This window comes from Pedobacter sp. G11, assembly GCF_003860265.1.
Lineage (GTDB): Bacteria > Bacteroidota > Bacteroidia > Sphingobacteriales > Sphingobacteriaceae > Pedobacter > Pedobacter agri.
Map to the genome: position 1 here is coordinate 751,993 of NZ_CP034190.1, position 12,011 is coordinate 764,003.

The following is a 12,011-nucleotide window of genomic DNA, read 5'->3' on the forward strand; positions in this document are numbered from 1 at the left end:
AATGATTTTGAACATTAAAAAGACAGTTTTAAAAGTTTGCTTTATTACTTTTACAAAAAACAAAGGATATGTTACCTAAAATAAATTTTACTGAAACAGCGGCATATAAATATTTGGCCGATCATTTTATCGATATTAATCAGAAAAGCATTAAAGATCTTTTTGCTGAAGATGCTGATCGTTTCAACAAGTTTTCTGTTTTTTTTGAAGACATTTTGCTTGATTATAGCAAGAACAGAATAAGCGATGAAACACTGGCGCTTTTAATGCAACTGGCTCGCGAATGCAAATTGGATGAAGCGATAAAATCGATGTATGCAGGTGATAAAATCAATGAAACCGAAGATCGTTCGGTACTTCATATAGCTTTACGTAATTTGAGCAACACACCTGTTTTAGTGGATGGAAAAGATGTGATGCCTGAAGTTAATGCTGTTTTAGCCAAAATGGAAAAGTTTAGCAACAGTATTATCAGCGGCGAATGGAAGGGTTACACCGGTAAAGCCATAACCGATGTGGTGAATATTGGTATTGGCGGATCTGACTTGGGTCCGGTAATGGTAACGGAAGCACTGAAACATTATAAAAACCACTTAAATATTCATTTCGTTTCGAATATCGATGGTACCCACATAGCTGAAACCTTATCAGCATTAAATGCTGAAACCACTTTATTTTTAGTGGCGTCGAAAACGTTTACCACGCAAGAAACGATGACGAATGCCCATTCTGCCCGTTCATGGTTTTTAGAGAAAGGTGGTAAAGAAGATGATATTGCGAAACATTTCGCTGCTTTATCAACCAATGCAAAAGATGTTTCGGCTTTTGGAATTGATACTGAAAACATGTTTGAATTCTGGGATTGGGTTGGCGGTCGTTACTCTTTATGGAGCGCAATTGGCTTATCAATTTCATTAAGTATTGGTTTCGATAACTTTAAAGAGCTTTTAGCAGGCGCACATGCTACCGACAAACATTTTGCCACAGCAGAATTTGAAAGCAACATCCCTGTTATTTTAGGTTTACTCGGAGTTTGGTATATCAATTTTTACAATGCCGAAACACAGGTTATTTTACCTTACGATCAATACATGCATCGCTTTGCGGCGTATTTTCAACAAGGTGATATGGAAAGTAACGGTAAACATGTAGATAGAAACGGTAACGAAGTTGATTACGAAACCGGACCCATTATTTGGGGTGAGCCAGGTACCAATGGCCAGCATGCTTTCTACCAACTGATTCATCAGGGAACCAGAATTATTCCTGCCGATTTTATTGCACCAGCACAAAGTTTAAATCCGCTTGGCGATCATCATCCAATTTTATTATCTAACTTCTTTGCTCAAACAGAGGCCTTAATGAATGGCAAAACGGAAGAAGAGGTAACTGAAGAACTGAAAAAAGATGGTAAATCAGCAGATGAAATTGCCAAAATAGCGCCGTTTAAGGTTTTTGAAGGGAACAGACCAACCAATTCTATTCTCTTAAAAAAAGTTACACCTTACACGCTAGGTAGCTTAGTTGCCATGTATGAGCATAAAATATTTGTACAGGGTGTAATTTGGAATATATTTAGCTTCGATCAGTGGGGCGTGGAACTGGGCAAACAACTGGCAAAAAAGATTCTTCCTGAATTGGAAGGTGATCAAAAGGTGGAGAGCCACGATGGCTCAACCAACGGATTGATCAATCAATATAAAGCCTGGAGATAATCTTCGCAATTGTTACAATCTATTAATCAGATCCGTAACCAAATGAACTTAGTAATTGTTATATTGTTGTACACATAAATGAAACAAGAATGAAACAATTACTAATGTTTTGCCTAATTGCATACGCAGGCGTTGCAATGGCACAGAAAGAGATGTCTGAGGATATCCAACAAGTTTTGAAAAGTCAAAAATTCGCCTTTTTAGCGACGAAAGTCGAGAAAAAACCAGGCACAAATGGGAGTAGTGGTTACAACTTTGATGTTCCGAATTATTCAAATGTGAATCCTAGTACAGCGAGCATACAAACTAGCTTGTCTATAACGTCTCAGGATGGAAGATTCCCTGTAGCAGAGACAGATCGTTACTATCGATTAGCAAGTGGAGATGGAAGTTACTTCACAGCTTATAATATCAATAATAAAATCTCAAGAGATAAAAAGCTAGCGCTTGATGGGAAAGTTTTCCTGGCCCAAAATGAATCGACCTTGCGATTGGGTAAAATAAACAACAAGGAGATCGATTATCAATTGCTCACTACTCCGGCGTTTAAAGTGAAGTCGATTAAACAAAAAAAGAACAAGACCATCATTACCTATAAAATTAAAAATGGAGACTTTTTCAAAACCGTTTTTTTAGAAGTTGATCAGGACGGTAATGCGATTTTTCAAGACGAAGCGACTGCAGATTCAAGGTTGTATGTTTACGGACATATAGTAGGGTTAAAATAATAACTCACTCAATTTTGATCTGCTGATCATGCATTGAAGCATCGAATAAGGAACAATTAAAATTTATTTTTAAAGGCGCAATGTCATCTTGCGCCTTTTCCATTGAAGCAGATAGCTTTTATTAGTATTTGTTTATGGAATCAATGAAACTTGCACATCTTTAAATTGTTATACGATTAAAACACACATTATGAAACAATTGAAAGTATTATTAAGCATGGTTTTGATGGCATCGGCTTTGCCATTGTTTGCCCAGACAGATAAGGAAACAACAGATAAAATTGTAAAAGATAAAAATTATGTCTTCATCGCAAATACTGCCATTCCAATGTCCAATATGGATATTTCAAGAATTTTGGAAAGAATGCCTGGCAATGTTGGCGGTGGTGGATCAATAAATCTGACTGGTTCTAATTACGATTTTAGAGTGACTAAAGATAGCGTTGTTGCTTATCTGCCTTTCTATGGCAGAGCGTTTACTGCGCCCTACAATCCTAATGAAGGAGGCATAAAATTCACGTCTAAAGATTTCACCTACAATCAAACCATTAGCAAAAAAGGCAACTACACTATACAAATTAACACTAAAGATGTTAAAAGGGAAAACTATCGCTTTACTTTAAGTGTATCGAAAAACGGCTATGCCACATTAATTGCAAGTGGAAATAATAAGCAGCCCATTACATTTAATGGGGTTTTAGAGGAACCAAAGAAAAAGGAAGAGTAATTCCTTTAAGCCTTCTCTACTACAGTCGAAAACGTGGGGAATGATATGCAGCTCTTCATTTGTCAGGTTGAGCTTGTCGAAACGATTAATAATTTCTTCAGACAAGCTCAGAATGACAATTGAATGAATTAGTTATTTCTTGCTGATCTGTATCTGGTAAATATGTGGCCATTTTTTTCCTGTTACAAAAAGTCGTTTGGTTGCCTGATCATAAGCAATTCCATTTAACACATTATTTGCTCTTTGATCTTCGGTTTTGAAATAATCTGAAGGAAATATGCCAGTTAGATTAATTCGACCTTCTACGGCACCATTTTCAGGGTTGATGATTAGAATTTCATTGGTGGTATAAACGTTTGCATAAATTTTCCCGTCAATCACTTCCAGTTCATTTAAATTCTGAACCGGCCCTTTGTTATCATAAACATCAATTGAACCAATCCGGTTGTATTTATCTTTATCCAGAAAAAATATGGTATTCGAACCATCTGTATTTAAAACTTTCTCACCGTCAAAAGCTAAACCCCATCCTTCTCTTCCGGTAGTATAAGAAAACTCAGAAAGTTTTTTTAACGTTGCTTTATCATAAACAAAGCCCACTTTTTCACGATAGGTAAGCTGAATAATTTTATCACCAATTATGGTAATACCTTCTGCAAAATATTGCTTATCAACAGGTGTAGATTGCACTATTTTTCCTGTTGAAGGCTCTACCTTACGTAAACTAGAATGCCCGTAATCACCAGCACTTTCATAGAAAAATCCATCATGATATTCCAAGCCTTCTACATACGATGAGGTATCGTGAGGTAAAGTTTTGATGACCTTGTAAATGTACTCAACCGGTGCCTGAGCCGCTAAGACATTAATGTTAGTGGTTAAATCCTCGGCATCTGTACCTTCATAAATTTTCGCCGTGATGATATGGCTTCCTAACTTAAGGCCTTCCGTTTTTAGTTTAATCGCCGAAGTATCGGTTTTCGTAGCAACCTTTGTGCTATCAATTAAATAGATAACTGAATCTACCTTTTTCTCGTTGCCAAATTGAATTTTTGTTTCAAACTCATTCCCTACCGGAACATTTAATCCAATCATCGGCGATAAGAAGTTTCGGTAAACATTCGGTTTATCATCCTTACAGGCGCTTATAAAAGCAACAATAATTCCAACAAATAGTAGTTTTTTGATTTGATTAATCTTCAGGCCAAAAAGCATCTTCAATATGATTTAAGTTATAATTTTTATTTTTTTCAAAGGTAATGGCTATGATGTCAAAACGAATATCATTCTGATGATTCATCAGCGCAATATATTCAGCTGAGGCCAACTCCATCTGTTTCTGTTTGGCTTTATGCACAAATTCTTCCGGTTGACCGAATGCAACTGATGTTCGGGTTTTCACTTCCACAAAAACCATAATTCCGTTTTTGTAAACAATTAAATCAACTTCAGCTTTACCAAATGTCCAGTTTTCGTCCAGCACTTCATAACCACTGGCTTCCAGATATTGTTTGGCAATATCTTCTCCTGTTTTACCTAATTCGTTATGAGAAGCCATTTTTTCAGTTTTTCAATTTACAGTTTTCACTTCTCGTTTACGCGTTTAAATACCTAATGTATTTTACTTTTTCCAAATATCAATCCAGGCAACCTCAAATGCCTGAAACGCTACAGTATTTATTTCACAATTACGGATCCCAAAAATTTAGAAATTTCGCGTTCTACTCCTTTAATCACCCCGTAACGTTGCATTAAAATCATCTGGTTATCCGTATCTTTTTCTTCTTTGATCTCCTTTAGCAAATTGGTCAGAATCTTATCTACTTTACGCTTTTTCAGATGAAAAATCCCACCCAAAATTGTGGCTTTGAGATTCATACTCTCGTCCTTCACATAAATCAAATGTTTATTTAACCAATTCTCACTTAGAGCATATTCTGATGTGGAAAGGGTAATGGCTAAGTCAGCGATATCCCTATCTTCATGTTTGATAAAATGGTTTGCAGTAGGCAAGCGCCCATTATCAATTTCCGTTTTATAGTGATCTATAATTTTTTTACAGAGAATGTTTTCGAATTCTACATCGGCCAGGTTTTGCATAATGAAAGAGCCAATGTACATGTCATCAATTTTATCCCAGTTCACAAATTCATGGCCATAGGCCAACAATAAACGCACAATTTCCTTTTCCTGATTTTCATCTGTTTCTGCTGGTGTATGTACATGACCAGGTCCGGCGTTATCGTCCCATAAATCATCTGGCGGACCAAGCGGCTCAGGCGGACCGGAAGAAAAGGAATTGGCTTTATTATTCGAAAAATTGCTTTGTGTTCTCTGATTGCTCTCGAAGTTTTTTTTCACCTTACCGGAGCGCATTTTGTTGAGTTCGCTCATTAGGATCTTTTCTTCAATTTCCAATAAACTACTCGATTCACGAACGAATACCGAAGCTTTGATTGGATCAGGAATTTTAGCAATACTTTCTACAATATCCCGAATAATGCCTGCCCGTTTGATCGGATCATCGCCGGCATCTTTTAGTAAAACATTGGCTTTGTAAAGGATAAAATCTTTACGGTTATTTTCTAAATAGGTTTTGAAAGCACCTGCACCCACGTGATGCATATAAGAATCAGGATCGTGACCATCGGGAAAAGATACAATTTTCACATTCAGTCCTTCTTCCAAAATCATGTCCAAACCACGCAGTGAGGCTTTTATCCCCGCGGCATCGCCATCAAATAAAATGGTAATATTTTGTGTAAAACGACCAATAAGCTTAATCTGCTCTACTGTTAATGAAGTTCCGGAAGAAGCTACCACGTTTTCAATGCCCGCCTGATGTACGGAAAGTACATCTGCGTAACCTTCTGCGAGATAACAATTATCTAAATCGCGGATGGCTTTTTTTGCATGAAACAAGCCATACAATACATTCGACTTATGGTAGATCTCACTTTCTGGCGAGTTTACATATTTGGGAACATTTTTATCAGTCTTAAGCGTTCTCCCCCCGAAACCAATTACCCGCCCTGTGAAGCCATGAATAGGGAACATTACACGACCGCGGAAGCGATCGTAAATTTTGCCATTATCATTTTTAATAGATAAACCCGTCGACTCCAAAAATTCAAGCTTGTGCCCTGCATTTGTAGCGCTTTGGGTTAAGGCATCCCAAACATCAGGAGAATAACCAACCTCGAATTTTTTAAGAATATCTTCCCTGAAACCACGCTCTTTAAAATAACTTAAGCCAATGCTTTTGCCTTCATCGGTTTCCCAAAGTTGTTTTACAAAAAATGTGGCTGCAAACTGAGAAACAATGTATAAGCTTTCCTTGGCACTTTGGGCTTCGGCATCTTGTGGGGTGAGCTCGGTTTCTTCAACCTCAATATTATATTTATTGGCTAAAAACTTAAGCGCTTCAGGATACGAATATTTTTCGTGATCCATAATAAAACGCACTGAATCGCCACCTTTACCACAACCGAAGCATTTATAAATTCCTTTGGTTACAGATACGTGAAAGGATGGTGTTTTTTCTCCATGAAAAGGACAGTTGCCAATTAAACTGGTTCCGCGTTTTTTTAAATGCACAAAATCCCCTACTACCTCCTCAATTCGGGCGGTATCCATTATCTTATCTATCGTTTCGCGGTTTATCATTTTTGGATTACATGTTGATTGTTATAAGTTACGGATGAATTTTATAAACGATAAGCATTCAGACTTACAATTTATAACCGATAACTTTTGACATCATTTCACCAATGGCAGTAATTGTTCAGCCACCAATTTGTTTCCAGTTTCGTTTAAGTGCACACGGTCGGTGGTTAAAATGCCTTTTTCTTTATCTTCCGGATTATTTTTAGCTTCATATTCGGTAAATATTTTTCGCAGATCGCACAGCGGAAGATTATTCTTCTTTGCCAGTTCTCTGATACCTGCAGCATATTTATTCAAGTCAGCATCTAGTTCATTGGTACCATCCTTTTTTTCCCCTACCACAGATGGCGTAACTAAAATCACTTTACTTCCAACCCCCTGAATTTTATTGATTAGTGCCTGATAAAACTTCAGGTATTTATCATAATCTGTTCCGGTGTGAGAAGACTGCTTATGCCACACATCGTTAATACCTACATAAATCACCACTAAATCGGGCTTTTTATTTAATACATCATCTTCTAAACGCAGGTACAAATCATAAACTTTGTTGCCGCCAATTCCTGCACCTAGAACTTCATATTTGGTAGAATCCAGTGATTTTTTGATTAAAGTAACGTAACCGTTCTTCGAAACACCTTGTTGAGTGATGGAATCGCCGAAAAATATGATTCGTTTTGGTTTTAATGTCATTGAAGTAAATGCAATTAAGCAAAAGCTCAGTAAAATACTTGTTCTAATTAATGTTTTCATAATGGATTTGGTTAGCTATTTTAATCAACCTTTTTGAGGTCGAGGTCTTGAAAATCAAAACTAAAATCGGTTAAAGGAGAAATGGCTTCCATTTTGATGGCAGTGGGTTTCCCTTCAAAATCAAGCGAAAAATTAACAAATGCATCCGCATCCATACTCCTATCATACCATTTTACAATGAAAGTATTGCCTTTATAATATACCATATCACCCTTTAATTTCGGAGAATTCTTAGCCTCAAAATGCGTTTTGCCATTCAACTCGCTGATGGTAACCACCCCGAACCATTCATCCTGATAGGTACCCAGATAATTTTTAACAGCTGGTTTATTGTTAACGTTTTTTTGAGCGGTAGCGATATCAGCCCAAACTTTGTCGGTTACTTGTTTACCGTAACTTTTTTCTTGCTTTTCATTATCAGATGCATCCTTAATCCGGTTCTTTCCGGTAATACCGAAATAACCATCTTTGATAGATTCGGTGATTGCCGTGAAAGCACCGCCGGCCTGTTGATTGGTTAATACGATAATGCCTAATTTTAAATCAGGAATTAATGTCACTTCACTCACCATTCCGGCAAGTCCGCCAGTATGTTCGGCAACCATATAACCTTTTTCATCACTTAAAAACCAGCCTAAGCCATACCCAAAAAAGTGCCTGTTGTAAGATCCTTTTCCAGCAGGAATGATGCTATGCAATGTCCACATTTGATTTTGGGCCGCTTTGCTGAACAACGTCTTGTCGAGTTTTTCACCGTACTTCCCTCCATTGAGTTGTACCAACGCCCATTTACTTAACTCACTCACACTGGCATTCATACCGCCTGCAGCGTTGCTGTTTTCCGTAAAGTCTTTTGGAATCACGGCTATTTTTCCATTTACAGGAGCATGCGCATCAATAATATTGGTTTTATCTTTTAAACGATTGTATGATAAAGCACTTTTGGTCATCCCTAGAGGCTGCATGATTCGTGTTTCGATAAAATCTTCATATTTAAGACCAGAAATTCTTTCAATAACTTCGCCGGCGACAATATAAAGCAAGTTGTCGTAATCCCACTGGGTACGAAAACTGGAAACAGGTTTAAGATATCTTAGATTGTGAATAATTTGTTTCTTAGTAACCGTTGAGGAATCTGGCCAAATCATTAAATCGCCGGCACCAAGACCTAATCCGCTTCTGTGAGACAATAAATCGCGAATGGTGAATTGCGACGTAACGTAAGCATCATATAATTTAAATTCGGGAATAATGTCTGTAACCTTCGAATCCCAGGTGATTTTCTTTTCGTCAACCAACATACCCAATGCGGCAGCGGTAAAGGCTTTTGTATTTGATGCGATACCAAAAAGTGTATGTTCATCAACCTTTAAACTATTTTTCAGGGAGCGAACACCATATCCTTTGGAGTGAATCACCTTGCCATCTTTTACCACAGCAACTGCAAGCCCAGGAACATCGAAAGCTGCTAAAGTTTTCTCGGCAACACTATCAATTTGCTTGGTGGTTAGTACCTGTGCCTGTAGATTTATACTACAGAAAATTAAGGAGCAGGCAGTTATCCTGAACAAAAAATTGGAAATTAATGGCATTGAGGTTGGTTTAATAATCGTTTAAAGATAATAAATCTTTCAAAAGCGTTTTTAAACTTATTTACCCTTTTCCAGCTTGTAATCTTTGTGAACGATTAAGAAGCTGGCTCGTTCTTCCTTTTTAAATGGATAATCCCAATTGCCTTGATAGGTGATTTTTGTAGGCAATTTGTCGTCACCAAAATAGCCCATTTCGATGTTCATTTTTACATCGAAATCGAAAAGCATATTGCCGTATTTCATGTCTACATAGCGACCCAGAATATTAAAGTTTCGCTTATCGAAAATGGTAACCAATTCTTTAATCATGATACCATCTTTTGTCCAGCTTGATAAATCTGGCTTTACAGAAACTTTAAAGCGATAAACCGGAATAGAATCAAGATAGATACCACTGGTAAAAGCATAATCATAATACTGCCGCATATTGGCAGAAAATATTTCAGTTTTGCTCCCAATAAAAGGAACTTTTACCGGTCTACCGGGATTAAAAATCAGCGTTTTCAATTTACTTTTATAACCTTCGTTTGTTCCTCCTTTACCATCTCCTGCCGGAGCATTTGGAACAAAATCTGTGTTATAAGCATTCATGAAAATATAATCGAACATTTCGACGGTATAAAGCTGGTACTTGCCATTTCTTTTGTAAAGGTTGCCACTTTCTTCCTTTACCAGATACTCCATTTTATATTTACCCGCATTGTTGTGTTTGATTTTGCGGTATATTTTACCATCAACTTTGTTTTTTTTATCGTAGCTAAAAATTCGGTTTTCAGCAATAAAACTATAACGTTTCATATCTCTGAAAGATTCATAAAATGAGGTGTCATTCACTACCTTATTGATAAATGTTTCAATATTTAAACGCTCTGCTTTAATATTTACAACCGAATCCAAAGTAATCGTTTTGATGGTATCGGGATTGAAACGTGGAATCTCCTGGGCAAAACCACTAAAGATGAAAGCGGATGATATGAATAGCAAAAGTATTTTTTTCATGTAGAATGGTATATATAAAAATGGTATTGGGAAAATGTAAGATGGCCACGCACTAATTAAGCCTGAAATTCAAATTCCATCTTGCGTCATAGCTCTTCAAATCTATCTTTAGTTTCCGAGTTGCTTTAAGGCAATGTAAGCCATTAAACCGGTCGAAATTTTCAGCGCATCTTCATCAATATCAAATTTTGGAGTATGCACAGAATACTGCGTATCCTTTGCTGCGTTTCCAGTACCTAAACGGTAAAAACACGCATCTGTTACCTGCGAGTAAAAAGAAAAGTCTTCTGCAGCCATCCATATATCCAGATCAACTACATTTTCTTTGCCTAAAAACTCCTCAGCAAACGATCTAGCATTGGCAGTTAATTGCTCTTCGTTGATTAGAAACGGATAGCCTTTGTGAATATCAAAATCGCAGCTTCCACCCATGGCTTCTGCAATACCCTCGGCCATTTTTTTCATGCGTTTATGCGCTTCTGCCCGCCAGTCTTCATCTAAAGTTCTAAAGGTGCCTTCAATTTTAACTTCGTTAGGAATAATATTCGTAGCACCATTTGCGGTTACTTTTCCGAAAGATAACACTGAGGGCAAACGAGGATCAGCATTACGCGATACGATTTGCTGCAAAGCGATAATAATGTGCGAAGCGATCAAAACCGGATCGATATTTTGATGAGGCTGTGCGCCATGACCACCTTTTCCGGTTACCGTAACGTACAATTCATCGGTTGAAGCCATATAAATACCAGAACGGAAACCCACTTTACCTGATTCGATTAAGGGCATCACATGCTGCCCTACAATATAATTTGGTTTTGGATTTTCGAGTACACCTTCTTTAATCATGATACTTGCTCCACCTGGAAGCAACTCTTCTGCCGGCTGAAAAATCAGTTTAACGGTACCGCCGAATTCATCCTTTAATTGATTGATGATGTAGGCTGTGCCTAACAGAGAAGAAGTATGAACATCATGGCCGCAGGCATGCATTACCCCCTGGTTTTTACTGGCATAAGGCTTAGTGCTATCTTCTAAAATTGGTAAGGCATCCATATCAGCACGCAAAGCGATCACTTTATCAGATGGTAAATTTCCTTTAATTAAGCCAACTACGCCTGTGTTTGCACAGTCGGTAAACTCTATTCCCCAACTTGTTAATTTCTCTTTTACAAATTTTGAAGTTTCAAATTCTTTGAAGGATAATTCAGGATTAGCATGAATATGTTGACGGTAGCCTACTACATCGTTGAAAATAGTAGCAGCCAGTTCTTGAATTTTATCTTTGATCATCAGTAGTGGTCGTATCTAATTGTGGGGCATTAATTTTTTCCCTAAAAATGAATAGTGTTGGAAAGGCCGGCCGGATTTCGCTCATTAAACGCTGCGCCTCCAAACGGGTTCTGAAATCGCCTACGCGGATATAATAGTTCGGCTCCTTGTAAACCAGGTAGGTATTATATTTCGGATAAAGACTTTTAAAGCGAGCTTGCTGATTAAATACTTCCCGGCGATCGGAACCGTAAAAAACCTGAACCCTGTATCCATAAGCAGAAACAATGGGCTTGCCAATTTTCACTTCGCCAGGAGTCTTGTAAACAGCAGAACGTTTAGCGATTAAACTATCAATTAACGGGTCTTTTATAACAGTTACTTCTCCTCTTTGCGCAAAAGATGCAGTAAATAGTAAAAAGCTAAATATAAAAGTTATTGTTATTTTCATTTGTAAGTAACCAAGAGCATTCCGAAATTGTTTAAAAAGAAGAATGCCGAATTCACTGCAAAAATCGGCATTCTTTATGGGTTGTGCAAATGGTAGTTTGGCTATGTT

General features: G+C 37.4%; 11 protein-coding genes. 3 read left to right on the forward strand and 8 right to left on the reverse strand.

The annotated features are described in order from the left end of the window. The first annotated feature begins 68 nt into the window (after positions 1-68). The 3 genes from pgi (at position 69) to EA772_RS03225 (ending at position 3,170) form a co-directional block, all read left to right on the forward strand. Entirely contained in the window at positions 69-1,715 is a 1,647-nt protein-coding gene (gene pgi, locus EA772_RS03215; protein ID WP_124911154.1) for a glucose-6-phosphate isomerase, read from the forward strand. A gap of 89 nt (positions 1,716-1,804) precedes the next feature. Continuing rightward, on the forward strand, positions 1,805-2,443 hold the full coding sequence (locus EA772_RS03220; protein ID WP_124911155.1) for a hypothetical protein: 639 nt from the start codon (positions 1,805-1,807) through the stop codon (positions 2,441-2,443). 190 nt (positions 2,444-2,633) lie between these two features. Continuing rightward, positions 2,634-3,170 (forward strand): DUF4251 domain-containing protein, encoded by a 537-nt coding sequence (locus tag EA772_RS03225; protein ID WP_124911156.1) that lies wholly within the window; start codon positions 2,634-2,636, stop codon positions 3,168-3,170. A 132-nt stretch (positions 3,171-3,302) separates the two neighbouring features. Here the strand turns inward: EA772_RS03225 and EA772_RS03230 are convergent, their stop codons facing one another. The 8 genes from EA772_RS03230 to EA772_RS03265 all read right to left on the reverse strand — a co-directional run bounded on the left by EA772_RS03230 (position 3,303) and on the right by EA772_RS03265 (position 11,903). After that, on the reverse strand, positions 3,303-4,385 hold the full coding sequence (locus EA772_RS03230; protein ID WP_124911157.1) for a glutaminyl-peptide cyclotransferase: 1,083 nt from the start codon (positions 4,383-4,385) through the stop codon (positions 3,303-3,305). After that, positions 4,363-4,728, reverse strand: coding sequence for a YraN family protein (locus EA772_RS03235; RefSeq protein WP_010599081.1), 366 nt, complete (start codon positions 4,726-4,728; stop codon positions 4,363-4,365). Before EA772_RS03235 ends, EA772_RS03230 begins: the two co-directional genes overlap by 23 nt. A 119-nt stretch (positions 4,729-4,847) precedes the next feature. Beyond that, positions 4,848-6,836 (reverse strand): DNA primase, encoded by a 1,989-nt coding sequence (dnaG, locus tag EA772_RS03240; RefSeq protein ID WP_124911158.1) that lies wholly within the window; start codon positions 6,834-6,836, stop codon positions 4,848-4,850. 93 nt (positions 6,837-6,929) lie between these two features. Beyond that, positions 6,930-7,589 carry an SGNH/GDSL hydrolase family protein gene (locus EA772_RS03245; RefSeq protein WP_124911159.1) on the reverse strand — a complete coding sequence of 220 codons (660 nt, stop codon included), beginning with the start codon at positions 7,587-7,589 and terminating at the stop codon, positions 6,930-6,932. 20 nt (positions 7,590-7,609) lie between these two features. Beyond that, positions 7,610-9,181, reverse strand: coding sequence for a serine hydrolase (locus EA772_RS03250; RefSeq protein ID WP_124911160.1), 1,572 nt, complete (start codon positions 9,179-9,181; stop codon positions 7,610-7,612). A gap of 57 nt (positions 9,182-9,238) precedes the next feature. Beyond that, positions 9,239-10,180 (reverse strand): hypothetical protein, encoded by a 942-nt coding sequence (locus EA772_RS03255; RefSeq protein ID WP_124911161.1) that lies wholly within the window; start codon positions 10,178-10,180, stop codon positions 9,239-9,241. 108 nt (positions 10,181-10,288) lie between these two features. Next, positions 10,289-11,473, reverse strand: a complete 1,185-nt coding sequence (locus EA772_RS03260; protein WP_124911162.1) for a M20 family metallopeptidase — start codon at positions 11,471-11,473, stop codon at positions 10,289-10,291. Continuing rightward, a complete protein-coding gene (locus tag EA772_RS03265; protein WP_246834030.1) occupies positions 11,460-11,903 on the reverse strand; it encodes an SPOR domain-containing protein in 444 nt (147 codons plus the stop codon). Before EA772_RS03265 ends, EA772_RS03260 begins: the two co-directional genes overlap by 14 nt. Positions 11,904-12,011 lie beyond the last annotated feature (108 nt).

Coding starts and splice junctions, on each gene's coding strand:
- EA772_RS03255 (WP_124911161.1), bottom strand. CDS start 10,180: ATGAAAAAAATACTTTTGCTATTCATATCATCCGCTTTCATCTTTAGT.
- EA772_RS03220 (WP_124911155.1), top strand. CDS start 1,805: ATGAAACAATTACTAATGTTTTGCCTAATTGCATACGCAGGCGTTGCA.
- dnaG (WP_124911158.1), bottom strand. CDS start 6,836: ATGATAAACCGCGAAACGATAGATAAGATAATGGATACCGCCCGAATT.
- pgi (WP_124911154.1), top strand. CDS start 69: ATGTTACCTAAAATAAATTTTACTGAAACAGCGGCATATAAATATTTG.
- EA772_RS03230 (WP_124911157.1), bottom strand. CDS start 4,385: ATGCTTTTTGGCCTGAAGATTAATCAAATCAAAAAACTACTATTTGTT.
- EA772_RS03265 (WP_246834030.1), bottom strand. CDS start 11,903: ATGAAAATAACAATAACTTTTATATTTAGCTTTTTACTATTTACTGCA.
- EA772_RS03250 (WP_124911160.1), bottom strand. CDS start 9,181: ATGCCATTAATTTCCAATTTTTTGTTCAGGATAACTGCCTGCTCCTTA.
- EA772_RS03235 (WP_010599081.1), bottom strand. CDS start 4,728: ATGGCTTCTCATAACGAATTAGGTAAAACAGGAGAAGATATTGCCAAA.
- EA772_RS03245 (WP_124911159.1), bottom strand. CDS start 7,589: ATGAAAACATTAATTAGAACAAGTATTTTACTGAGCTTTTGCTTAATT.
- EA772_RS03260 (WP_124911162.1), bottom strand. CDS start 11,473: ATGATCAAAGATAAAATTCAAGAACTGGCTGCTACTATTTTCAACGAT.
- EA772_RS03225 (WP_124911156.1), top strand. CDS start 2,634: ATGAAACAATTGAAAGTATTATTAAGCATGGTTTTGATGGCATCGGCT.